Annotated in this window: 18 protein-coding genes and 1 tRNA gene; 3 read left to right on the forward strand and 16 right to left on the reverse strand. The window is 57.9% G+C overall.

Annotated elements, in window-relative coordinates; genetic code table 11:
* Positions 1-43: 43 nt before the first annotated feature.
* From pqqA to rpsU, 11 genes are all read right to left on the reverse strand, one after another.
* The gene (pqqA, locus tag ACI514_RS28135) at positions 44-118 is read right to left on the reverse strand and encodes a pyrroloquinoline quinone precursor peptide PqqA (RefSeq protein WP_003422658.1); all 75 of its coding nucleotides are present in this window, start codon (positions 116-118) and stop codon (positions 44-46) included.
* A 156-nt stretch (positions 119-274) separates the two neighbouring features.
* Complete coding sequence (pqqF, locus tag ACI514_RS28140) at positions 275-2,689, reverse strand: pyrroloquinoline quinone biosynthesis protein PqqF (RefSeq protein WP_405122758.1); 2,415 nt, start codon at positions 2,687-2,689, stop codon at positions 275-277.
* Between the two features lie 38 nt (positions 2,690-2,727).
* On the reverse strand, positions 2,728-3,522 hold the full coding sequence (locus tag ACI514_RS28145) for a carbon-nitrogen hydrolase family protein (protein ID WP_405122759.1): 795 nt from the start codon (positions 3,520-3,522) through the stop codon (positions 2,728-2,730).
* A gap of 12 nt (positions 3,523-3,534) precedes the next feature.
* Positions 3,535-5,217: a flavin monoamine oxidase family protein gene (locus tag ACI514_RS28150; protein ID WP_405122760.1), complete on the reverse strand. Its 1,683-nt coding sequence runs from the start codon at positions 5,215-5,217 to the stop codon at positions 3,535-3,537.
* Between the two features lie 222 nt (positions 5,218-5,439).
* The gene (locus tag ACI514_RS28155; protein WP_160059661.1) at positions 5,440-5,901 is read right to left on the reverse strand and encodes an Lrp/AsnC family transcriptional regulator; all 462 of its coding nucleotides are present in this window, start codon (positions 5,899-5,901) and stop codon (positions 5,440-5,442) included.
* 119 nt (positions 5,902-6,020) lie between these two features.
* Entirely contained in the window at positions 6,021-7,100 is a 1,080-nt protein-coding gene (locus ACI514_RS28160; RefSeq protein WP_405122761.1) for an acyltransferase family protein, read from the reverse strand.
* Between the two features lie 147 nt (positions 7,101-7,247).
* Positions 7,248-7,324, reverse strand: a tRNA-Ile gene (locus tag ACI514_RS28165).
* A gap of 15 nt (positions 7,325-7,339) precedes the next feature.
* Complete coding sequence (locus ACI514_RS28170; RefSeq protein WP_160059659.1) at positions 7,340-11,086, reverse strand: bifunctional diguanylate cyclase/phosphodiesterase; 3,747 nt, start codon at positions 11,084-11,086, stop codon at positions 7,340-7,342.
* 126 nt (positions 11,087-11,212) lie between these two features.
* Entirely contained in the window at positions 11,213-13,057 is a 1,845-nt protein-coding gene (gene rpoD / locus ACI514_RS28175) for an RNA polymerase sigma factor RpoD (protein ID WP_077574775.1), read from the reverse strand.
* A 67-nt stretch (positions 13,058-13,124) separates the two neighbouring features.
* Positions 13,125-15,089 (reverse strand): DNA primase, encoded by a 1,965-nt coding sequence (dnaG, locus tag ACI514_RS28180; RefSeq protein ID WP_405122762.1) that lies wholly within the window; start codon positions 15,087-15,089, stop codon positions 13,125-13,127.
* 486 nt (positions 15,090-15,575) lie between these two features.
* The gene (gene rpsU / locus ACI514_RS28185) at positions 15,576-15,791 is read right to left on the reverse strand and encodes a 30S ribosomal protein S21 (protein ID WP_002551877.1); all 216 of its coding nucleotides are present in this window, start codon (positions 15,789-15,791) and stop codon (positions 15,576-15,578) included.
* Positions 15,792-15,990: 199 nt separating this feature from the next.
* Here rpsU and tsaD point away from each other — a divergent pair, with 199 nt between their 5' ends.
* The gene (tsaD, locus tag ACI514_RS28190) at positions 15,991-17,016 is read left to right on the forward strand and encodes a tRNA (adenosine(37)-N6)-threonylcarbamoyltransferase complex transferase subunit TsaD (protein ID WP_405122763.1); all 1,026 of its coding nucleotides are present in this window, start codon (positions 15,991-15,993) and stop codon (positions 17,014-17,016) included.
* Positions 17,017-17,039: 23 nt separating this feature from the next.
* Here the strand turns inward: tsaD and plsY are convergent, their stop codons facing one another.
* On the reverse strand, positions 17,040-17,609 hold the full coding sequence (plsY, locus tag ACI514_RS28195) for a glycerol-3-phosphate 1-O-acyltransferase PlsY (RefSeq protein ID WP_038363312.1): 570 nt from the start codon (positions 17,607-17,609) through the stop codon (positions 17,040-17,042).
* 74 nt (positions 17,610-17,683) lie between these two features.
* Between plsY and folB the strand changes: the two genes are divergently transcribed.
* A complete protein-coding gene (folB, locus tag ACI514_RS28200; protein WP_160059656.1) occupies positions 17,684-18,040 on the forward strand; it encodes a dihydroneopterin aldolase in 357 nt (118 codons plus the stop codon).
* Positions 18,031-18,549: a 2-amino-4-hydroxy-6-hydroxymethyldihydropteridine diphosphokinase gene (gene folK / locus ACI514_RS28205; protein WP_160059655.1), complete on the forward strand. Its 519-nt coding sequence runs from the start codon at positions 18,031-18,033 to the stop codon at positions 18,547-18,549. Before folB ends, folK begins: the two co-directional genes overlap by 10 nt.
* A gap of 84 nt (positions 18,550-18,633) precedes the next feature.
* On the opposite strand, the gene ACI514_RS28210 is transcribed toward folK, so the two are convergent.
* From ACI514_RS28210 to ACI514_RS28225, 4 genes are all read right to left on the reverse strand, one after another.
* On the reverse strand, positions 18,634-19,863 hold the full coding sequence (locus tag ACI514_RS28210; RefSeq protein ID WP_160059654.1) for a multifunctional CCA addition/repair protein: 1,230 nt from the start codon (positions 19,861-19,863) through the stop codon (positions 18,634-18,636).
* Positions 19,864-19,926: 63 nt separating this feature from the next.
* Positions 19,927-21,489 (reverse strand): SpoVR family protein, encoded by a 1,563-nt coding sequence (locus tag ACI514_RS28215; protein ID WP_160059653.1) that lies wholly within the window; start codon positions 21,487-21,489, stop codon positions 19,927-19,929.
* On the reverse strand, positions 21,486-22,757 hold the full coding sequence (locus ACI514_RS28220; RefSeq protein ID WP_160059652.1) for a YeaH/YhbH family protein: 1,272 nt from the start codon (positions 22,755-22,757) through the stop codon (positions 21,486-21,488). Before ACI514_RS28220 ends, ACI514_RS28215 begins: the two co-directional genes overlap by 4 nt.
* A gap of 120 nt (positions 22,758-22,877) precedes the next feature.
* Positions 22,878-24,800 carry a PrkA family serine protein kinase gene (locus ACI514_RS28225; RefSeq protein ID WP_007910115.1) on the reverse strand — a complete coding sequence of 641 codons (1,923 nt, stop codon included), beginning with the start codon at positions 24,798-24,800 and terminating at the stop codon, positions 22,878-22,880.
* Positions 24,801-25,025: the final 225 nt, after the last annotated feature.

Genomic DNA, 25,025 nt, shown 5'->3' on the forward strand with positions numbered 1-25,025 from the left:
CGGCGAGCCGAGGCGTTGCACTGCAATTCTACGTAAGCAGAACTCAGCGGCTGGCGAAGTACATGGTGACTTCGAAGCCGATACGCAGGTCGGTGTAAGCAGGTTTTGTCCAGGACATGGGTGTCTCCTTCAGGGTGGGTGGGATAGCGCTGTCCATAGTTATAGTCCACGGCAGCGCATAGATGTTCCAAATAGTTAGGCTGCTATGTTACTCAAAATTTCCGGGTAAATGCCCATGAATCTTTGAGAAAGCTCCTTGCAGCCTCGGTAATGATCAATTTGTCGCTTGCCACGGGGTTTCGGGCGCTGGATCGCTGGCAAGGCAGAGCCAGCCGCCTTCGGCGTTGACTAAACGCTGAGCAGCGCTGAGTAATGTCTGGCTATCCAGTTGGCCGATGGCGGCGATCAATTGCTCAAGATAATCCGACGAGTGACCTGCAAGCCTGGCCTGCCAAAGCAGTTCGGCGGCGTCTTTGCTGGACAGGTTGGCGTCGTCGAATTGATCGGCGAGGCTCTTGCGCTGCTGTTCAAAACTCGCCTCATCCAATTGTTCGATTCGCATTGGAAGGGTTTCGAGGAATTGCTGAATGTGGCCTAGCAGTTCCCCTGGTGCGCTGCTTGGGGATTGCACGCCGAACAGCATGGCCGTTTGCCCGTGAATCTGGCGCAGTGCGCTGAATACTGCATAGCCCAATTGCAATTCGACCCGCAGGCGCTGGTAGAAAGGTGTCTGGCACAACTGCGCCAATAGTCGCCGCGCGGCTTCGTCGGTGATGTCGCGGCTGGGGGGCAGGCAGCACAGCAACAAGGCGTGTTCGCTGGAGACGGTATCGATATGTCGCCAGAGTTTTTGCGCGGGAATCGTCGTCGGCGCAGCCAACTGATTGTCAGGGATCCCGGGAATACGGCTCAAGGCCAGGCCCATGGCGGATTGCGTCTGCTGGTTAAGTCCCAGAGCTAGGCCGTCCCAGCGCGAAGTTGTCCACAGGTGTTTAGCGTCGTCGCCGGTTTCGGCTGATTGCAGAACATGTTCCGGCAGCGCTTTAAGCAGCTGGCGGATGGCGACAAGCGGCGTTTCCGGCTCGCTGCGCAGGGAATCCGCATCAACTTGCGTCAGACATTTCAGCGCGTGTTCGAGGACACTGGGCATCGGTTCTTGCAGGCCGGTGAGCTTCAGCAGCCATTGATTGCCAGAGACGCTGAAAGACAGACCGACACCGGCCTCCCGCGCGTCTTGCTGAGTTTGCTGCAGACTGCGCTGCAACCGCGATTGCAGATCAGCACCGGCTGCGGCTTCTACTTGCCAACGCAGATAGATCGCACCTTCATCGCCAGTGTCTGGCAGCGCCTGGCTGAATTGCATCGGCGAGCGCTCACGACGACCGCGTGAGCGATCCTGAGCGAACGTGCGCAGCCCCCGGTGGGCGCTGGTCTGGCCGCGAATCAGTCCGGCGTTGGCCAAGGGTTCGCTGGCTCGCAGAAAAGGATTGGCAGCAGGCAGGCTCCAGTGATCGCTGAAGTTATCCACAGTGCCGATTTCACCGAGGATGTGAACAAGGGCCTCAACGCCTGCCTCAGACAGGCCATTTTCCAACTGTTCACTGTCGAGTCGCGCCAACTGCAGCGCGCCGCTGACTTGCTGCTGGCGCTGAAGCAGAGTTGCGTATTCTTTGCGCAGTGGCGCCCAATCTTGTTGAGCAAAGAAACTCAGCCAATCCAGCACCTGCGCGCCAATGGCGTTTAACGATTCGGAAGCTGCGATGAACTCCAGATGCAGCAACGCCTGGCTGTCAAAGTGATAGACCGGCGCAGCTTTTAAACCATCAGCCAGATTCTGCTGCTGCAAATGCGCCAGTAACCCGCCGGGTTTGGTGCTGTTCATCCAATGGCAAAGAAACGTCAAAGCCTCGACAGACGACTCAGGCAAGGCATCGAACGCAAACATCAGGTTGCCGCGTCGCTCACCGAGCAGTTGATAACTTTTTACCGCCAGCGGTAGGGATGCCGCCTGCGCAACTTTATCCCCAACGGGCAAAACCGCCGCAAATTGTTCAGCCAGTGCTTTTAGTTCTGCGAGGCTCTGCGGTCCGACCAGGCTCAGGGTCATCTGCCCAGTCTGATAAAACTGCTGGTGGAAGTCCTTCAAGGCCTGTTGAAACGCAGGCTGTTCGACTTGCAGGCTGTCACGATTCCCTGCATGAAATCCGCGCAACGGATGCTCTGCCGGTAAACCTTCGTACACGGCAAACTGCTGCTGCGCCGCAGTATCCTGCGACCAAGCGACAAATTCTGCTTGCAGCACTTCGCGTTCGCGCAACTGATCGTCCAGATTCTTACGCGGCCTGGCGAGCATGTCTGACAGACGCTCCAGCCCAGCGCTGAACGCTTGTGTCGGCAACTCAAAGAAAAAATCAGTGGTGCGTTCGCGGGTGCTGGCATTCACCTGGCCACCGTGACCTTGCACGTAAGCCATCAGCCCTTCATTCGCCGGGAAACGCTCGGTGCCGAGAAACAGCAAATGCTCGAGAAAATGCGCCAGCCCCGGCCACGCCAACGGCACGTCATGACTACCGGCAGCCACGCGCAGAGCGGCGGCGCTACGCTTCAGGCCGGGCGCATGACGCAGGGTCACGCGCAAGCCGTTGGCCAGGGTTTCAGTGTGAGGGCGGGGGTGAGTCGGCGCAGGCATGGGCACTTCCAGAACAGTGAAGTGCCAATGCTAGCGGATTAGCGCTGATTCAGCGCGGCGTAAAGCTCCGGGCGGCGGTCGCCGAGGTAACGATTGGCGGCGCGCGAATCGATCATTAGCTGGCGATCCAGTTCTCCGATGATCAATGCTTCGTCGAGTCCGGCCTGAGCGGTGCGGCTGCCATCAGGCGCGGCGAGGCTGCTTTGCCCGCAATAATGGATGTCACCTTCGTGACCGCAGTAGTTGGCGTAGGCCACATAGCACTGGTTTTCGAAGGCGCGCGAACGCACGGTGACATCGGCGACGAAGTCGAACGGAATCATGTTCGCCGTCGGCACCAGAATCAGTTCGGCGCCGGCGAGTGCCAGACGGCGAGTGTTTTCCGGAAACTCCAGGTCGTAACAGATCAGGAAGCCGAGTTTCCAGCCGTTGAGTTCGACGATGGGGAAATGATCATCGCCGGGGCTGAACATCGAACGATCCAGATCGCCGAAAAGATGCGTCTTGCGATAATTGCACAGGCGCTCGCCGTGCGAATCGATCAACTGCACGGCGTTGTAGATCTGCCCGTCGGCAGTGCGCTCCGGATAGCCGTAAACAATCGCCAAACCTGCGGCTTTGGCGATTCGTCCGATCTGCTGCGCCCATTCACCGTTGTAGACCTCGGCCAATGTGCTGACCGCTTCGGCGCCGATGTTGTAACCAGTCATGAACATCTCCGGCAGCACCAGCAGGTCAGCGCCCTTGGCCTCCATCGCCAGTTGATGCAAGCGTTGCAGGTTGGTGGCGGGGTCCAGTGGCAGCGGTGGACATTGGTAAAGGGCTACACGCATCAGGGATTCCTCTTACTCGGGCAGGGCGATAGGGCCGATGTCTTTGAACACATCACCCGGGCCGGGGTTCGCTTTATGTGTCGAGCCACCGAAATGCTTCATGATCCCCCACACCGCGTTGAGCGACGTCTGCACTGCGCCTTCGACCCATGCTGGAGTCCACGAAACGTCGTCGCCGGCGATGAAAATCCCGCGCTGCTCGGCCGGCATCTCGTCCTGCATGAAGTGCGCGTACATGCGCTGGTTGTAGCGATAGTGGCCGGGCAGGGCACCTTTGAAGGCGCCAAGGAAGTACGGGTCGGCTTCCCACGACACGGTGATCGGATCGCCGATGATCCGTGCAGCGATGTCGACTTTCGGGTAGATCTTTTTCAACGCGTTCAGCGCCAGTTCGACGCGTTTTTCCACCGGATGCGGGAGCATCTTCAGCGCGTCACTCATCCACGAGTACGATAGGCAGATCACGCCCGGCTTGTCGTCGCCGTTGTCGAACAGATACGTGCCACGGGTCAGGCGATCGGTGAGGGTCATGCTCATCAGGTCGCGGCCGGTTTCCGGGTCTTTGTCCTTCCAGAATGGCCGGTCGACCATCACGAATGTTTTCGACGACTGCATGTAGCGCGTACGGTCCAGGGCCATCCACATCTTCTGCGAAAACAGGCTTTCGTCGCATTCGATCTGCGTGGTCAGCAGCCAGCTCTGGCAAGTGGTCAGCACGGCGGCGTATTCGCGGGTGTCGCCGTTGTTGTCGGTGACCGCGAAACGGCCATCTGGCGCGTGGGCGATTTTCTTCACGCCGGAGCGCGGCGCGCCACGGTGCAGGGATTTCAGGCTGGTGCCTTCGGGCCAGTGCACGCAGCGTTCCGGCACATGCCGCCAGATGCCCTGCGGCACTTGCTCGACGCCGCCGACCACGAGGTGTTGGTGATCGTCGCAGTTGGTCATTACCACGCGAAAGATTTCCAGCATCGAGTTGGGGAAGTCCGAGTCCCAACCGCCGGTACCGAAACCAACCTGACCGAACACTTCGCGGTGATGGAACGACAGTTTGGCGAAGGCTTCCGAGGTGGCGACAAAGTCATAAAACGTGCGGTCATCCCACAGCGGCACCAGCGTGTTCCACAGCTCTTTCAGACGGGGTACATCGCGATCGCGAATAGCCTGCTGGATATCGGCGAATTGCGAACCGGCCTCCAGCGCATCCGCCCAGGCGTCAGCCACTTCCTGAAACAATGCAGGCAGGTCCGCCAGCTTCCGTGCGTAATGGGTTTTGCCTTCCAGGTCGATCACGGTGCTGCCGGAGGCTGGCGTCAACGGGTTCGGGAACGGTTTGGTTTCCAGACCGAGCTTGTCGACGTAGTGATAGAACGCGGTGGAGGACACCGGGAAGCGCATGCCACCGAGTTCAGCGACGATGCCGTCGGTGCCGTTGAAAGCCTGCGAGCGCAGACGGCCACCCAGTTTCGAGGCTTCGTAAACCACCGGTTTCAAGCCGAGTTTCATCAACTCGTATGCGGCTACCAACCCGGCGATTCCAGCGCCGACGATCGCCACTTCAGCGCCGTGATTGTGCTCAGGAATGCTGCCGAGACCGGCCGGGTGTTCGATCCAGTCGTCGAACGCGAACGGAAAGTCCGGGCCGAAAATGGTGACTGGCTTCTTACCGTCTGCAGGATGGCGATTGTTCTTGTTCATGGCTGACCTTGCTGGCGACCCGACGCGGATGCGCGTCTGAGTATAGGAAAAGATGCCAGCCATTCTAGGGAGCGTAGAACACGTTAATAAGACGCAAATTGTCGTCGTTTTGCCAGATTAACGATCAATATGACGATTTTAGACTGCACACCGACCAAAATGTGGGAGCGAGCCTGCTCGCGAAGAGGCCCTGGAATTCACCGGAGAAGCCCGATCAAAATCTTAGACCGGCTGCCCTCGATCAATCTTGCTACTCAAAATGATCGACGTCGTGGTCTTCTCCACCCCGTCCACTCCGCCAATCTGATCCAGCAACTGATCCAGTTGCTCCGGCGAATCCGTACGCAACCAGGCGACATAGTCAAACTCCCCACTCACCGCACACAACTGCTGCACCTGCGCCATTGCACTCAACCGGCGTAGCACCTCTTTGCCAGAGCGTGGCTGTACCTTGATCCCGACATACGCTTGCAAGCCGCCGTCGACCACTCGCTGGCCGAGGCGTACGCCATAACCGGTGATCACTTTAGCCCTTTCCAGCCGCGCCAGACGCGACGTCACGGTGGTGCGCGCAATGCCCAATTGCCGGGCGAGCATGGCCACGCTCTCACGGGCATTGATCTGCAGGGCGGCGATCAACTGACGATCGATTTCATCGAGCACGGGCGGGCGGATGTCTGGCAAGGGCGGCTCCATTGGCGCGGATAGTTGGCCTGCGCATGTTACAGGCTCAGTCTGCGGACCGCTTGCAGGTGATGAAGCTGAACTCAGACCTGAAAAAAACGCGCAAAAGCGCGGTTTTTTTACGCGCGTACAGGCAGTCGAAAGTGGTGCGAGAGATTCAACAATTTGCGCTCTATCAACTGATAACTGAAGTAAGCCACCACAAGCACTGCAGTGTAGGACACCGCCCAGAACAATAGCGCATGCCAGACGCTGTTACCGTTAAGTCCCGTCATGACCCAGAGGCGCCCGCACACGCTGAGTGTCAGAACATGCGACAGGTATAGCGAGTAGGACATATCTCCGACCGATCTGAGCAGACCGGATGCCATCCATTTACCTTTTGCTTCCAGCAGTGCAAATGCCAACAGTAAAAGCGTGTAACCGCCACCGATCGCAAATGCACGCTCCAGGGTTATCGATTGAATGACATCGGCGTCGCCGACTACGTCTGAAGCAAGTGCGTAGACGAGGCCGGCCAGTCCAGCCAGTACCATCAGGAGAATGCTGAAAAGGGGCGGTGAGGTAACCAGCGAAAGCCGCAGATATGCGATTCCGGCCAAGGCGCCGAAGATGAATTCAATGGAGAACTCATGGAACATCACTCGAAGATAGGGGTTGTCTGACGTATGGGTGAAGATCGAAACGCCGATGATCGTGATTAGCCAGAACGCAAATGCATGGGTCATCCACTTGGCCGGCAGCATAAGAATCAAGGCAAACACCAGATAAAACCAGACTTCGTGGATAAGCGACCAGGCAACCATTAATAGCGGTAACGCTGAATCCGGGAGCAGGAAAAATGATGACGTCATGTCGACAGTCCCATTTTGGGAGCCACCGACCAGTTCAGGTTTGATCTGAGCGACAAAGAAGAGGGCGAGAAAATAAACCCAGTAGGTCGGATAAATTCGCAGGAATCGCCCTTTGAGAAAGCCAGCGACTTGGCCTTTAAGACCAAACTTGTTGCGAAAAGCCAGAACCATCACAAAACCACTGATGACAAAAAACAGATCCACGCCGGTTTGGCCAAAAACAAATAGCTCCGGTAACAGGCTTTCGCCTTGCACATATTTGGCATTGATGAAGAGTGAGTGAAACGCTACGACAAAAAGCGCCGCCAGTCCTCTGGCAGCTTGTAGCGAGGAGAGTTTGTACACGGTTATTTATCCCTAATCCGAAAGACATCCTGTGCTGGCATTCTGGAAGTTACACTTCACGGGCGCAAGTATGACAGCGTGGGGTGGGCTGGCTACTTTCAAACGCCAGAAACGCGAAAGCCGCGCATTTAGCACGGCTTTCGTATTTGGTGGGCCCACACGGACTTGAACCGTGGACCAAAGGATTATGAGTCCTCTGCTCTAACCAACTGAGCTATAGGCCCTCAGTAGGCCGCGGATTATAGCGACGGTTTCTCGGCTGTGCTATCCGAAAAATCCGATACGGTTACACGAAGAAACGTTGCCGCGAATTCTTCCGGCGGTAACGGCAGGCTGACGATGTAGCCCTGGATCTGTTCGCAGCCTTCAGCAGCCAGAAATTGTTGTTGGGCCTGGGTTTCCACGCCCTCGGCGATGACGGTGAATTGCATGCTCCGTCCCAGCGCGATGATGGCCCGGACAATGGCCGCGTCATGGGGGTCGTCGGGCAGTCCGCGGACGAATGACTGGTCGATCTTGAGGATGTCCAGCGGCAGGCGTTTGAGGTAACTGAGCGAAGAATAACCGGTACCAAAGTCGTCAATCGCTAGTTGTACGCCGAGGTGTTTGAGCTGGTGCAGCACGGCCAGCGCCTCTTCGGCCTGACTCATGATGAAATTCTCGGTAATTTCCAGTTGCAGTAAATCCGGCTGCAGGCGGTTGTCGTTGAGCAGTTGTTCGATGCGCCCGAGCAGATTTGGTTGACGCAGTTGCGCGCCGGCGAGGTTCACCGAGAGTGGGCCGAGGCTGTCGTAGACCTGATTCCATTCGAACATCTGCCGGCACGCGGTCTCGAGCACCCAGTCACCGATTTGCAGGATCATGCCGTTTTCTTCGGCCAGCGGAATGAAATGTTCTGGCGGTACATCGCCGAAGGTTGGGTGACGCCAGCGGATCAGCGCTTCAGCACCGACCAGGCGGTGGTCGTCGAGGCTGATTTTCGGCTGGTAGTAGAGGAACAACTCATCCCGTTCAATGGCCCGGCGCAGTTCGTGCTCAAGTGCAATGCGCTCGCTGGCCTGGGCAGTGAGGTCGCGGGTGTAGCTCTCGACGCGGTTGCGGCCCTTGGCCTTGGAGCGGTACATCGCCGCGTCGGCGTTTTTCACCAGCGTGGCGACGTCGCAGCCGTCCCGAGGATAGAGACTTGTGCCAATGCTGGCGCTGATGAAGAACTCATGTTCGCCAGCCTGGAACGGCGCACCGAAACAATTGAGCAGTTTGGTGGCGATGTTGTCGGCATCACTGGCCTGTTGCAGGCCGGGCAGCAGAATGATGAATTCGTCACCGCCCAGACGCGCCACGGTATCGATGTCGCGCAGTTGCTCTTTCAGGCGCACGGCGATGCCCTTGAGCAGCAGGTCGCCAACCGGGTGACCGAGGCTGTCATTGATGTGTTTGAAGCGGTCGAGATCGAGAAACAGCACCGCGCCCTGACCGCCGTTTTCCTGCTGACTGTTCAACGCCATCAACAAACGGTTTTCGAACAGCGTGCGGTTCGGCAGGCCGGTAAGTGGGTCGTGGTGCGCCTGATAGTCGAGCTTGGCCTGTGCGTGCTTGAGGCTGGAGATATCGGCAAACACCGCGACAAAGTGGGTGATGAACTTGTCGCGGTTGCGCACAGCACTGATGGTCAGCCAGCTCGGGTACAACTCGCCGTTCTTGCGCCGGTTGGAGATCTCGCCCTGCCAGTGACCTTCGTCGGTCAACTGGTGCCACATTGCCGCGTAGAACGCGCTGTCATGCAGGCCGGAGGCGAGCAAGCGTGGTGTATGGCCGAGCGCTTCGCTTTCGCTGTAACCGGTAATCTCGGTGAAGGCGCGGTTGACGGCACTGATGTGCTGTTGGGTGTCGGTGATCAATACGCCTTCAGCGGTGCTTTCGAACACGGTGGCGGCCTGTTGCAGTTTTTCCTGCATCAAATGGCGCTCGGTTATGTCCCGGGCGATGGTCAGCATGCAGTCTTCTTCGCCGATCGGCAGCGGACGACTGGAGACTTCGCAGAGGCGAATCTGCCCGTCACTGCGGCGGATATGGCAGGTGAAGTCACGGACGAAGCCGTCGCGATGCAACAGATCGAGCATCTGTTTGCGCTCGTTGAGGTTGACCCAGATCCCCAGATCCAGCGCTGAACGATCCACCGACATGGCGCTATTGAAACCGGTAATGCGACTGAAACCTTCGTTGACCTCCAGCAGCAAACCATCGCTCTGGCGCGACAACAACAAACCGTCCGGTGAGGCATGGAAGGCTTTGGCGAACTTCTCCTCGGATGTTTGCAGTTGCTGTTGGGTTTCCTTGAGCTGGGTGATGTCACGCACAACGACCACCAGCGCTGGCGTGGTGTCCAGATCGAACGGCTCGGCGGAAATCAGGCCAGTGAACAGTTGGCCGTTGTTGCGGCGAAAGGGCATCTCCAGGTTGCGAATGCTGCCCGCCTGCAAACGTTGCAGCAGTCCCGGACCGACGCCGGGAATGCCCCAGATATTCAGGTCGGTCGCCGTTTGCCCCAGCACTTCTTCAGCTTTCAGTCCGATCTGTTCTTCAAACGCTTCGTTGACCTCGAGCAGGCAACCGTCGGACAGCCGTGCAATCACCAGAATGTCCGGGCACTGCTGGAAGACCGAGGCGAACTTTTGCTCCGAGAGCTGCAGTGCTTCTTCAGTGCGCTTGATTTCGCTGATGTCGATCATCAAACCGCGCATCACAGGCTCATGGCCATGTTCGATCAGGCTGACGATGTCGCGCACCCACAAGCAGCGACCGTCGGCGGTGATCACTCGATAGTCGACGATGTGATCACGGCCCTCGCTGAGGGCTTCTTTGCAGTAACTCTGCGTACGGGTCAGATCCGCCGGGTGAATGATGTTGTGCCAGAAGCCGGGGATCAACCAGTGCGATTGTGGATAGCCGAGCAAGTCTTCGGCGTGGGGCGAGACATAGCTGTAGGTGAAGTCGCTCATCCGCGCTTCCCAGGCGATGGCTGACAGGCTCTCGACCAGTCCGCGATAGTGATATTCGCTGCTGCGCAGCTCCTGTTCGAGGTCGATGCGTCGGGCGATTTCCGAGCTCAGGCGGCGGTTGATACGGATCACCACGGCGAGGATCGTCACCAGTAGCAACAGCCCCGGCAAACCGTAGATCAACAGATCCGACCAGAATGTCCGATGATCAAGGACGTTACCGACCCAGTGCTCCTGAATGCTGCTGATTTCATCAGGACTCATGTCCGCGAGCACTTTGTCGAGAATCCCCACCAGTACCTTGTTATCGCGGGGCACGGCCATTGCCAGTTGGTAGCGATACGGGGTTTCGCCACTGACGTACAGGCCGTCGAGCTTGAGCTGGCGCAGGCTCCAGACACTCGAAGCGAGGTCGCCGACCACAGCGTCCACTTCGTCGGTCGCCAGTGCCTGCAACGCCGAACTGACATTGGGCATGGCCACCAGATTCAGATCAGGGTGGTGGGTGCGCAGCAGTTCGTGGGGTGCATAGTTTTCCACCACGGCGATTTTCAAACCGTACAAGTCGTCGAGCTTGCGCGGTTGCGCGCCGCCGATGTGGGCAAGTATGACAATCGGGAAATCAAGATAAGGGCGGGTGAACGACAGGTAGGTCTGGCGCTCAGGGGTGGACATGATGCCGGGGAGAAGATCGATTTTGCCCGATTTGACCTGCTCCAGCACCACCGTCCAGCTCACTGGCTCAATGGGGGTCAACTTGATCGCCAGGCGTTGGCGAATCACATCGATATAGTCGGCCGCCAAGCCCTGATAGCGATTCTGGTCGTCGCGAAATTCAAAGGGCGGCCACGAAGCATCTACACCCAGGCGCAAGTCCGGGTGAGCCGCCAGCCAGCTACGTTCTTCATCAGTCAGAGTCAGCGCGTCAGCCGTTGCGGTCCAGATCATCAGTGACAGCAAAAAAAGCACGGACGCCAATCTGGGCATAACGCTCTCGTTATGGCTCGGGGATGATTGTTTCGAGTGTAGACGGGGTATGCGGGGGAGGGGTGTTGCGAAGGATTTAATCTGCCATATAAACAAAACCCCCGGCCTGGGCCGGGGGTTCTGGTATCACTCGTCGAGGAAGGAGCGCAGATGCTCGCTTCGCGTCGGGTGGCGCAGCTTGCGCAGCGCCTTGGCTTCGATCTGACGGATCCGCTCACGCGTTACGTCAAACTGTTTGCCCACTTCTTCGAGCGTGTGGTCGGTGTTCATGTCGATACCGAAACGCATGCGCAGTACTTTGGCTTCACGGGCAGTGAGGCCAGACAGCACTTCGCGAGTCGCTTCTTTCAGGCTCTCAACAGTGGCGACATCGATTGGCGACTGCATGGTCGAGTCTTCGATGAAGTCACCCAAGTGGGAGTCTTCGTCATCACCGATCGGGGTTTCCATGGAGATCGGCTCTTTAGCGATCTTCAATACCTTGCGGATCTTGTCCTCAGGCATTTCCATGCGTTCGCCCAGCTCTTCCGGGGTCGGTTCGCGACCCATTTCCTGCAACATCTGCCGGGAAATACGGTTGAGCTTGTTGATCGTCTCGATCATGTGCACCGGAATACGGATGGTGCGGGCCTGGTCGGCGATCGAGCGAGTGATCGCCTGACGGATCCACCAGGTGGCATAAGTCGAGAACTTGTAACCACGACGGTATTCGAACTTGTCCACCGCTTTCATCAGGCCGATGTTGCCTTCCTGGATCAGATCGAGGAATTGCAGGCCGCGGTTGGTGTACTTCTTGGCGATCGAGATAACCAGACGCAGGTTGGCTTCAACCATCTCTTTCTTCGCGCGGCGGGCCTTGGCCTCACCGATCGACATGCGACGGTTGATGTCCTTGATTTCTGCGATGGTCAGACCGGTCTCGGTTTCCAGCGCGATCAGTTTCTGCTGGCAACGAATGATATCCGGCTGCACGCGGCCAATGGCTTCGGCGTACTTGCTCTTGCCTTTGGCCAGGGCGTCGGACCAGCTTTCGTCGACTTCGTTGCTCGGGAACTGACGCAGGAAATCGGCGCGTGGCATACGTGCATCACGTACACACAGTTGCATGATCGCGCGCTCTTGCTGACGCAGACGATCCAGGGCACCGCGAACACGCTCGACCAGGCCTTCGAATTGCTTCGGTACCAGTTTGATCGGCATGAACAGCTCGGCCAGTGCCAGCAACTCGGCAATCGCTGCCTTGTTGTTGCGACCGTGCTTTTTCAGGGCCTTGCGGGTGATTTCCATCTGATCAGCCACGGCGCCAAAGCGCTGGGCAGCAATGACCGGATCCGGACCGCTTTCGGCTTCTTCTTCGTCATCGGAAGATTCGGCTTCATCGTCGTCGGTCTCGTCGTCGGCTTTCGCCACTTTCGCTTCGACAGGCGGCGGCACTTCGGCTGGCGGCGCAATGCCGTCGTCCGGGTCGATATAACCGCTCAGGACGTCGGACAGGCGACCACCTTCGGTGGTGACGCGGGTGTACTCGGAGAGAATGTGGTCAACCGTGCCAGGGAAGTGCGCGATTGCGCTCATCACTTCACGGATGCCCTCTTCGATACGCTTGGCGATTTCGATTTCGCCTTCACGAGTCAGAAGCTCGACCGTACCCATTTCACGCATGTACATGCGCACTGGGTCAGTGGTGCGACCGATATCGGTCTCCACCGCTGCCAACGCGGCTGCTGCTTCTTCCGCAGCGGCCTCGTCGGTATCGGCGTCGGCCAACATAAGGGCGTCCGCATCCGGAGCACTCTCGTGTACGGGGATCCCCATGTCGTTAATCATGCGGATGATGTCTTCCACCTGCTCAGGATCTGAAATATCCTCGGGCAGGTGGTCGTTGACCTCGGCGTAAGTCAGATACTTCTGCTCACGACCCAGTTTGATCAACTCAATAATACGAGACTGCTGTTGCGCTTTTCCGGACATAACACCCTATCCACTGAAGGTCTTGGCGGGCAAAAAACAAGCCGAGGATTATACCTGAGCTATGACCTCACGCGCCAGTTGAGGTCGGGTTTGATGCGGAAAATAGGTCGCGCATCTGGATTGCTATCTGCATTTTTTGTTCCGCGGTCATTGCTGGGTCGCTCGCCTTTTTGATGAGCTCGTCCAGAGTTTGTATGTTTTGGCCAGCGGATATCTTAGTAATGGTGTCTAAAAACTGTTGTTCAAGGTTATCCCCCTGAATTAACCATTCCTTTTCCGTGAGCTGCTTGAGTAGGCGGCCCTGATCAGTACCGTGCCATCTGGACATCAACTGAAATGAGTTTAGCTGAGGATTTTTCTGCAAGGACTCAATGAGGGCTACCAGTAGTTGCGCATACTTGTTTGCCTCATTAGCAAAATGGTCGGCGCTTTCAACCTTGGCAGCCATATCGGGGTGGTGGATAAGGGTGCGAATTGCGGTAAATATTGGAGGTTCGACCGCGATTTCGGTGCGGGGTGGTACATATGGGCCGCGCTCACCACGTTTGCCGCTCTTGTCCCAGGGCTTCTTGTCCCACTTTTTGCCGCCAGCGCCGGGTTTCTTTGGCGTCCACTCCTGCTGCGGCACATACATGTCCTGTGCCTGCGGCTGATGGTAGTCGCTGTAATCCGGCATCGCGTCGTAATCGATACCCGGATCGTAGGCGGGCGGTGCTTCCTGCGGCGCACTTTGTGCTAGCTGACTGACGGTCTCGCTGCTTAGGCCAGTAATTTCGGTCAGGCGCTGACGCATCAGAATGCGCAGGTTTGCCCCGGGTACTTTGTCGATCAGCGGTGCGGCAAGGGTGGCCATGTGCGCCTTGCCCTCAAGCGAGCGCGGGTCGGCTTCTTCGGTCAGTTGCTGGAAGAAATAATCCGCCAACGGCTGAGCGTGCTGATTGATCCGGGCCTTGAATGCGTCAGTGCCTTCGGCACGAACCAAGGTGTCCGGGTCTTCGCCTTCGGGTAGAAACAGAAAGCGTGCACGACGCCCGTCCTGCAGGCTTGAAAGCGTTGCTTCCAGTGCGCGCCATGCGGCGTTGCGGCCGGCCTGGTCGCCGTCGAAGCAAAACAGCACGTTCGGCACTACGCGGAACAGACGCTTCAAATGTTCTTCGCTGGTCGCGGTGCCGAGCGTCGCGACGGCATTCTTCAGCCCTTGCTGAGCGAGGGCGATGACGTCCATATAGCCTTCGACGACGATGATTTCGTCGAGGTTACGGTTGTTCTTGCGTGCTTCATAAAGGCCGTAGAGTTCCTGACCTTTATGGAATACCGGGGTTTCCGGTGAGTTCAGGTACTTGGGCTTGTCGTCGCCGAGTACGCGGCCGCCGAAGGCGATGATGCGCCCACGGGTGTCGCGGATCGGGAACATCACGCGATCGCGGAAGCGGTCATAGCGTTTGCCGGTTTCGGCGTTCTCGATCAGCAGGCCGGCGTCGATCATGGCTTTCTGTTGAAGCGTGTCGCTGCTCAAATGTTTGAACAGGTTGTCCCAGCCGGGCGGCGCGAAGCCGAGCCCGAAATCCCGGGCGATCTCGCCAGTCAGGCCGCGGCCCTTGAGGTAATCCACCGCAGCTTTGCGCGATGGATGGCTCTTGAGGGCTTGCCGGTAAAAATCGGCGGCAGCGGTGAGTAGCGGATACAGCGGCGAATCGGTTGGCTGGCGCGGTTTGTGCGGGCGGCCGCTTTCTTCGCGAGGGATTTCCATGCCGGCGGCTTTCGCCAGATCTTCGACGGCCTGGGGGAAATCCAGGTTGTCGTGATCCATGAGAAAGCCGAGGGCATTGCCGCCGGCGCCGCAGCCGAAGCAGTAATAGAACTGCTTATCGGGGCTGACGCTGAAAGACGGGGTTTTCTCTTTGTGAAACGGGCAACAAGCGGTGTAGTTCTTGCCGGCCTTCTTCAATTGCACGCGCGAACTGACCACATCGACGATGTCGGTGCGGTTCAGCAGGTCGTCAATGAAGCTCTGGGGAATCAGCCCGGCCATGGCGTACTCGTCGTCTGCGCTGTAATAAGTCCGATGCGTAAGGCTGCCGGACGCGGGTCATTGTTTGAAGCGCGCAAAATATGCGGCTCGACCGGTGTCGTCTGCGTAATCGCTGTCGGGAAGTGTATCTGCCGAAAATCCCCTGACGTTAGTACTCATCAGTCTTCGACTATTTGAAAGTGTTGCGCTGAATCCGCTGACGGCCGGTTAGGGGCCTCGGATAGCTCAATAAAGCGGGCACGCATGCAGGTGCCTTGGGCTGATCGTCGTAAGAGGAATCAGTGGGTGTGCTCGTCAGTAGCCTTGAAAGGCTCGTCAGAAAAGACGTGCACCGCTGGCAAAAGAGCCAGGTCTGACGTGTGAAGCAGATTCGTCTAGGTCGCGTGTGCGGCTTCGACGTTGAAGCATCAAGCGTTTTACGCAAATGCCATTAGCCCGGCTGAGAGCCGGGCTTAGGCAAAGAAGCTTGCAACGAACGTCTGTGTATTAGTACAGACGAACGGCGCGGCGCTGTTCGCGCTGAACTTTCTTGGCGTGACGCTTAACAGCGGCTGCTGCTTTGCGCTTACGCTCAGAAGTTGGCTTCTCGTAAAATTCGCGGCTACGAACTTCAGCCAGTACACCGGCTTTTTCGCAGGAGCGCTTGAAACGACGCAGAGCTACGTCGAAGGGTTCGTTCTCTTTAACTTTGACGGCTGGCATCCAGAGCTACCTTCATTCATTACCGGGGTCAACATCCTCGCGGCAAAAGAGCACTTGAAGACGTCGGTTTTTAAGGGTTGCGGATGTTAACCCCTCATCGCTCGGAATGCAAAGCCTCTGATCGAAAACCGCTGGTCGGGGCATCACGCGGGGACTATTATGCGCGCCTTCGAATTCAGCCTAAACAAGGCGCAAACCCATGCTAGTACTGGGATTAGAAACCTCCTGCGACGAAACCGGCGTCGCATTATACGACAGTGAGCGTGGCCTGTTGGCTGACGCGCTGTTCAGCCAGATCGACCTGCACCGCGCCTATGGCGGCGTGGTGCCGGAACTGGCCTCGCGTGACCACGTCAAGCGCATGCTGCCCTTGATTCGTCAGGTGTTGGCCGAGGCGGACTGCGTGCCGACCGAGATCGATGCGATCGCCTATACCGCGGGTCCTGGGCTTGTTGGCGCGCTGCTGGTCGGTGCTTCCTGTGCTCAGGCGCTGGCCTTTGCCTGGGGCATTCCGGCGCTCGGTGTGCACCATATGGAAGGGCATTTGCTGGCGCCGATGCTGGAGCCGAAACCGCCAGAATTCCCGTTCGTCGCTTTGTTGGTTTCCGGCGGTCATACGCAGCTGGTTCAGGTCGATGGCATCGGTCAATACAGTCTGCTTGGCGAAACGCTCGACGATGCCGCCGGCGAAGCGTTCGACAAAACCGCGAAAATGATGGGCCTCAATTATCCGGGTGGCCCGGAAATCGCCAAACTGGCCGAGAAGGGGGGCGCAGGACGTTTTACCTTCCCGCGTCCGATGTGTGATCGTCCGGGTCTGCAATTCAGCTTCAGTGGTCTGAAAACCTCTGCTCTCAACGCCTGGCAGCAGTGCGTCAGCGCCGGGGACGACAATGAGCAAGCCCGTTGCGACATCGCGCTGGCGTTCCAGCAGGCCGTGGTGGAGACTTTGACCATCAAGTGCAAACGGGCCCTTAAGCAGGCCGGCATGAAGCGTCTGGTGATCGCTGGTGGCGTCAGCGCCAACAAGGCCCTGCGCGTTTCGCTGGAAAAGATGCTCGGCGACATGAAAGGTGAGGTGTTCTACGCCCGTCCCGAGTTCTGCACCGACAATGGCGCGATGATCGCGTTTGCCGGTTGCCAGCGCTTGCAGGCCGGTCAGCAGGAAAGTCTGGCAATCAGCGTGCAGGCGCGCTGGCCGATGGAGCAGTTGTCGGCGCTGTGATGAGTGGCGCTCATGGACGGTATTCAGAAATGCCGTTCGCGCCCGGCAAACAGGTCGCGTAGATTGCCGCGGTGGCGCCAGACGATCAGCAGTGTCAGCGCGCTCATCGGCAACAGCGCCTCCGGTTCCTGCCAGGCCAGCAACGGTAGGGTCAGTGGCGTGGCGATCAGCGCTGCAAGCGAGCTGGTGCGGGTCAGGTAAAACGTCAGCAACCAAGCGCATACTGCCAGCAGCGCGGCGGGCGGATACAGGCCCAGCAGCATGCCGGCAGCGGTGGCGACACCCTTGCCGCCACGAAAGCGAAAGTACAGCGGGAACAGGTGACCGATCACGGCGCACACGCCGATCCACGCCTGATCCTGCAGCGAAAGGCCGACAGCCGAGGCGATCAGCACCGGCACCAGGCCTTTGCACAGGTCACCCAGCAGGGTCAGGATCGCCAGTTTGCGACCGGCCAGGCGCAGCATGTTGGTGGCGCCGGCATTGCCCGAGCCACTCATTCGCGGGTCCGGATTTCCGGTCAGGCGGCTGAGCAAAATGGCGAAGGACAGCGAGCCGAGCAGGTAGGCGAAAGTCGCCAGTAACCAAAACATGCTAACTATTCCGGGCGAGGACGCCCTGATTCTAACGGCGCATTGCGCCCTTGTCGTGCAGTGGAGAGAAGTGCTTGGACAGAGTGTTTATCGAGGGCCTGGAAGTCGACACCGTGATCGGTGCCTACGACTGGGAGCGCGGCATCCGACAGTGCCTGCGACTTGATCTGAGCTTCGCCTGGGACAATCGCCCGGCCGCCGCCGGTGACGACCTGACCCTGGCGCTCGACTATGCCAGCGTGTCCACGCGCATTCAGGCTTTTGCCGAACAGGCTCAGTTCCAACTGGTCGAGACATTCGCCGAGCGTCTGGTCGAAGTACTGATGAGCGAATTCGACATCACCTGGGTGCGGCTGAAGCTGACCAAGCCTGGTGCGGTGCCAGCGGCTAAGGGCGGCGTGGGTGTGGAGATCGAGCGCGGATGTCGCTGACTCAGGTGTACCTCGGGCTCGGTAGCAATATCGAGCGCGAAATCCATTTGTGCGCTGGTCTCGACGCTTTGGCGACGTTTCTGGTGGATATCCGCTGTTCCGCGGTGTTCGAGAGCCAGCCAGTGGGGATCAAGAGCGGGCCGTTCTTCAATTTTGTGGTGTCGGCGTATACCGACCTGCCGTTGATGGAACTGGATCGCCGCTTGAAATTCATTGAGGCGGATAACGGCCGCTACGCGCCTGATCGCAAAGGCTTGCCGCTGGATATCGACGTGCTGCTGTATGGCGAACTGGCGGGGAATTTCGACGGGTTGGTTTTGCCGCGTGCCGAGATTCTGAAAAATGCCTTTGTGTTGTGGCCGTTGTCGCTGATTGCGCCGGATCGCATGCATCCGGGTGTGGGAAAAAGCTTCGCGACGTTGTGGGCTGAGGCGCAGATTGATCAGGTGCTGGCGCCGGTTGCGTTCGAGTGGCGCGGGCAGCGGCTCACGCCTTCAGATTTGCTTTAGATCGACTGACGTCTTCGCGAGCAGGCTCGCTCCCACAGGGAAATGCATTCCAAAATGTGGGAGCGAGCCTGCTCGCGAAGCTTTTCAAGCGGACGCCGCGTCTTTGTAGGCTTTCAGCGCCTTCAGTCGCTCACGCTTCAGCGCTTCGCCTAGCTCCGGGCCTTTGAATCCCTTCTCTAGCAATGGCTGCACCGCGACTTCCCGTGCTGCCTTCGCCGCACCACGTAAATAATCGGCCTGTGGATAACTTCTCTGCTCGAGCCCTTTGCGTCCGCGAGCATCCATTTCGCATGCCGCAATAAACTCTTCAAAGCGCTGTGGTCGGCGATACACATCAAAACTTTGCAGTAACTCCAGTAGTGTCGAGGCTTTCAGCTCCAGCGCCCGATGACCGTGGGTGTGGAACTGGCCTACCAGCAAAGCCAATTCCTGGCAGTCCTTCGGAGCCTTGAAACGTTCATTGACCGCTTTGATCAGCTTCAGCCCTTTGTGCTCATGGGCGATGTGTCGTGGCCACTCTTCTTCCGGGGTCAGGCCTTTGCCGAGGTCGTGCAGCAGACACGCCCAGCGCACGGTCAGCGGTTGTTTGTGCAGCGCCGACTGCTCCAGCACGCTGAGCGTGTGCAGGCCGGTGTCGATTTCCGGATGATGCGCTTCCGGTTGCGGCACTCCAAAAAGCGCGTCGACTTCTGGCATCAGCACTTTCAGCGCGCCGCAGTCGCGCAACACCTGAACGAACACCTGCGGTTGATCTTCCATCAGTGCGCGGGAAATTTCTTTCCAACTGCGCTCAGCGGTCAGTGCCTCCAGTTCACCGGATTCGCTGAGTTGACGCATCAGCTCTAGCGTCTCCGGCGCAACGCTAAAACCGAGCCCGGCATAACGCGCCGCGAAGCGGGCTACACGCAGGACACGCAGGGGATCTTCGGCGAACGCCGGGGATACGTGACGCAGGATTCTCGCTTCAAGATCGCGCTGACCCTGGTATGGATCAGTCAGATTCTGCTGATTGTCCTCGGCCATGGCGTTGATGGTCAGGTCGCGGCGGATCAGGTCTTCTTCAAGTGTCACCTCGGGGCTGGCGTGAAAAGTGAAGCCGCCATAACCGCGCCCGCTTTTGCGCTCGGTGCGGGCGAGGGCGTATTCCTCGCCGCTTTTTGGATGAAGAAAAACCGGGAAATCCGCACCGACCGGGCGATAACCCTGGGCGAGCATTTCTTCGGTGGTGGCACCGACCACCACCCAATCGATGTCCGTGACCGGTTTGCCCAGCAAGCGATCACGTACGGCACCGCCAACCTTGAAAATCTGCATAAAAAACCTCCGTTAGCCCGACAGGATAACCCTTGCGTCGAACTTTCGGAGGCTGGAAGCGGATCAAAGATGAATCACGGCGAGGTCGAGTCGACCGTAATCCCCTTCGCTGTGTTCGCTGCGTGGCGGAACGTGATGGGTTTTCATGATCTGGTCGCCTTGCAGGGTTTCCAGATGGATATCGAAGCCCCACAGGCGATGCAGATGTTTAAGCACTTCGTCAGTGGAGTCTCCCAGCGGTTTGCGATCGTGCTGCTGGTGACGCAAGGTCAGCGAGCGATCGCCGCGCCGATCGATGCTGTAGATCTGCACATTCGGCTCACGATTGCCGAGGTTGTACTGCGCAGCGAGGGTTTCGCGAATGATCCGGTAACCGGGTTCGTCATGAATTGCAGGCACCAACAAGTCGTCCTTCTGATCGTCATCCATGATGCTGAATAGCTTCAGATCACGGATCACTTTCGGTGACAGGTATTGCAGGATGAAACTCTCATCCTTGAAGCTGCTCATGGCGAACTTGATGGTCGATAGCCAGTCCGTACCGGCAATTTCCGGGAACCAGTGACGATCTTCTTCGGTAGGTTCTTCACACATGCGCCGAATGTCGCGGTACATGGCGAAGCCCAGTGCATAAGGATTGATGCCGCTGTAGTAAGGGCTATCGAAACCTGGCTGGAACACCACACTGGTGTGCGACGTCAGGAACTCCATCATGAAGCCGTCGGTGACCAGCCCCTCGTCGTACAGGTCGTTCATCAGCGTGTAGTGCCAGAACGTCGCCCAGCCTTCGTTCATCACCTGGGTCTGGCGTTGTGGATAAAAATACTGGGCGATCTTGCGCACGATACGCACGATTTCGCGCTGCCACGGCTCCAACAGCGGCGCATGTTTCTCGATGAAGTAGAGGATGTTTTCCTGCGGCTCGGCCGGGAAGCGCGCGTTGTCCCTGTCGCTGTATTTGTCCGCGCCTTTAGGAATGGTGCGCCACAGATCGTTGATCTGCTTCTGCAGGTGCTCTTCGCGATCTTTCTGCCGGCGCCGCTCCTCTTCGGCAGAAATCGGATACGGACGCTTGTAACGATCGACGCCGTAGTTCATCAGCGCATGGCAGGAGTCGAGCAGGTCTTCCACCGCGTCGATGCCGTGGCGCTCCTCGCACTGCATGATGTACTGCTTGGCGAACACCAGGTAATCGATGATCGAGCTGGCATCGGTCCAGGTGCGGAACAGGTAGTTGCCCTTGAAGAAACTGTTGTGGCCATAGCATGCGTGCGCCACGACCAGCGCCTGCATGCAGATGGTGTTCTCCTCCATCAGATAGGCAATGCACGGATCGGAGTTGATCACGATTTCGTAGGCCAGGCCCATCTGCCCACGGCTGTAGGATTTTTCGGTGCTGAGGAAGTGTTTGCCGTAGGACCAGTGGTGATAACCCAGTGGCATGCCCACCGAGGCGTACGCATCCATCATTTGCTCGGCGGTGATCACTTCGATCTGGTTGGGATAGGTATCCAGGGCATAGCGGGCCGCGATCCGGGCGATTTCGCGGTCGTAGGTCTGGATCAGCTCGAACGTCCATTCGGAGCCGGTGGAAATGGGTTGGCGCTTCTGCTCTTTGGCGGTCATGTCACTAACCTGCGCTGGAAGAGTTCACGGAAGACCGGATAGATATCCCCGGCCGAGACCAGTTGCTGCTGGGCAAAAGTGTCAGAAAAGGCTTCGGCGATACGTTCGTACTCGTACCACAAGGCCTGATGTTCGCGCGGGGTGATCTCCACGTAAGTGTAGTACTGCACAAAAGGCATGATCTGGTTGATCAGGATGTCACGGCAGATCGGCGAGTCATCGTTCCAGTTGTCGCCGTCGGAAGCCTGGGCCGCGTAGATGTTCCACTCGTTGCTTGGATAACGCTCGGCCATGATCTCCTGCATCAGTTTCAAGGCGCTGGAGACGATGGTGCCGCCGGTTTCCCGCGAATAGAAAAACTCCTCTTCGTCGACTTCCCGAGCGCTGGTGTGGTGGCGGATGAATACCACGTCAATCTTGTCGTAGTTTCGTTTCAGGAACAGATACAACAGGATGAAAAAGCGTTTGGCGATGTCCTTGGTCGCCTGGGTCATGGAGCCGGAGACGTCCATCAGGCAGAACATCACGGCTTTCGAACTGGGGTTGGGCTGTTTGATCAGCAGGTTGTATTTCAAGTCGAAGGTGTCGAGGAACGGCACACGATGGATGCGCGCGCTGAGTTTTTCGATTTCGGCCTCGAGTTCCTGAATATCGCCAAAGTTGTCCGGCTCTTCACGTTTCAGACGCTCAAGTTCTTCTTTGGCTTCGCGCAGTTTCGCCCGACTGCTGCCAGACAGGGCAATACGCCGTGCATGCGCCGAACGCAACGTGCGGATGATGTTGATGCGTGATGGGTTGCCTTCGTTGCTGATCCCGGCCCGCACGGTTTTGAAGGTGTCGGTACCGCTGAGGTTGCGCTTGACCAGATTCGGCAGCTCGAGGTCTTCGAACATGAACTCGAGGAATTCTTCCTGGGTGATCTGGAAGACAAACTCGTCCATGCCCTCGCCGGAATTACCGGCCTTGCCCGGACCGCGTCCGCCGCCACCGCCGGGTGGCCGAGCAATGTGTTCGCCGGCAGTGAATTCCTTGTTGCCGGGGTGAACCACGGTCTGCTTGCCGCCGCGGCCGTGATGAAGCACCGGTTCGTCGATGTCGCGACCGGGAATGCTGATCTGTTCGCCGTGCTCCATATCGGTAATGGAGCGCCGGCTGACCGCCTCTTCGACGGCCTTCTTGATGTGGTCACGGTAACGCCGCAGAAAACGCTGGCGGTTCACCGTGCTCTTGTTCTTGCCATTCAGACGTCGGTCGATCACATAGCTCATACGTGGCCCTCCGGGCAGCTTCAAGTTGTGAGCTGCGGGCTGCAAAAAGAAGCGGTTGCCCATGGGTCAGGGTTCATCTGCTTTTTTCGTGCAGCCCGTAGCTTGAAGCTTGTAGCTGTTTTACTGCGATTTCCGGACCCGTAGGTACCATTCGGACAGCAGACGTACCTGTTTGTCGGTGTAGCCGCGTTCGACCATTCGAGTGACGAAGTCGTTGTGCTTTTGCTGATCCTCCTTGCTGGCTTTGGCGTTGAAGCTGATGACTGGCAGCAGGTCTTCGGTGTTGGAGAACATTTTCTTCTCGATGACCACCCGCAGTTTTTCGTAGCTGAGCCAGGTCGGGTTCTTGCCGTTGTTGTTGGCGCGGGCGCGCAATACGAAGTTGACGATCTCGTTGCGGAAATCCTTCGGATTGCTGATGCCGGCCGGTTTCTCGATTTTTTCCAGTTCTTCGTTCAGCGCCACGCGGTTGAGGATCTCGCCGGTTTCCGGATCGCGGTACTCCTGATCCTGAATCCAGAAGTCTGCGTACAGCACGTAACGGTCGAAAATGTTCTGGCCATACTCGCTGTAAGACTCGAGGTACGCGGTCTGAATTTCCTTGCCGATGAATTCGATATAACGCGGCGCCAGGTATTCCTTCAGGTAGCGCAGGTAGCGCTCGCGGGTTTCAGCCTGGAACTGTTCCTGTTCGATCTGCTGTTCCAGCACATAAAGCAGGTGCACCGGGTTGGCGGCGATTTCATGCGGGTCGAAGTTGAAGACCTTGGACAGGATCTTGAACGCAAAGCGGGTCGACAGACCGTTCATGCCTTCGTCAACACCTGCCGAGTCGCGATATTCCTGAATCGACTTGGCCTTCGGATCGGTGTCCTTGAGGTTTTCGCCGTCGTAGACGCGCATTTTCGAATAGATATTGGAGTTTTCCGGCTCCTTGAGGCGCGATAACACAGTGAACTGCGCCAGCATCTTCAAGGTGTCCGGGGCGCAATGCGCCTTGGCCAGGGAACTGTTGAACAGCAGTTTGTCGTAGATCTTCACTTCATCGCTGACGCGCAGGCAGTAAGGCACTTTGACGATGTAGATCCGGTCGATGAACGCTTCGTTGTTCTTGTTGTTGCGGAAGGTGTGCCACTCCGATTCGTTGGAGTGGGCGAGCAGGATCCCGGTGAACGGAATCGCGCCGAGGCCTTCGGTACTGTTGTAGTTGCCTTCCTGAGTCGCGGTCAGCAGTGGGTGCAGCACCTTGATCGGTGCTTTGAACATTTCGACAAATTCCATCAGGCCCTGGTTGGCCCGGCACAGCGCACCGGAGTAGCTGTAAGCGTCGGCGTCGTTCTGTGGGTATTCCTCAAGTTTACGGATGTCGACCTTACCGACCAGCGCGGAAATGTCCTGGTTGTTCTCGTCGCCCGGTTCGGTCTTGGCCACGGCGATCTGATTGAGAATCGACGGATACAGTTTGACCACGCGGAACTGGCTGATGTCGCCGCCAAATTCGGCCAGGCGTTTGGTCGCCCATGGCGACATGATGGTGTTCAGGTAGCGCCGTGGTATACCGAAGTCTTCTTCGAGGATCGCGCCATCTTCGGTGGCGTTGAACAGACCCAGCGGCGATTCGAATACCGGCGAGCCCTTGATTGCGTAGAAGGGTACTTTCTCGATCAGCTGCTTCAGCTTCTCGGCCAGCGACGATTTACCGCCGCCGACGGGGCCGAGCAGATAGAGGATTTGTTTCTTCTCTTCCAAGCCTTGGGCGGCATGGCGGAAATACGAGACGATCTGGTCGATGCATTCTTCCATCCCGTGGAAGTCTTCAAAGGCCGGATAGCGACGGATCACCTTGTTGGAGAAGATGCGTGACAGCCTCGAGTTGGTCGAGGTGTCGAGCAGTTCCGGTTCGCCGATGGCCAGCAATAGACGCTCGGCGGCGGAAACGTAAGCGCTACGGTCTTTCTTGCACAGCTCCAGGTACTCTTGCAGCGAGAGTTCTTCCTGGCGTGTGGACTCGAAGCGTTGTTGGAAGTGGCTAAAGATACTCATGACGTCACCTCGCTCGATACGTGGAGCCGACGCCGGATCACTCAGTCGATGCTGGCAAGCAGCTGCAGTAGCAGCCGATTGTTTACCCCCCAGAACACTTTCACGATCGACAATCGTGAAAGTCACTCCCGATGACCCGTGCGCCGGTGTACCGGCTCTCCCCTGTTTTGGATGGCCTGGGCTTAAGGATAGTTGGGAATTCAGGAGGTAAAGGCGAGATACGTA

Source organism: Pseudomonas sp. M20 (assembly GCF_045037865.1).
Classification (GTDB): domain Bacteria; phylum Pseudomonadota; class Gammaproteobacteria; order Pseudomonadales; family Pseudomonadaceae; genus Aquipseudomonas.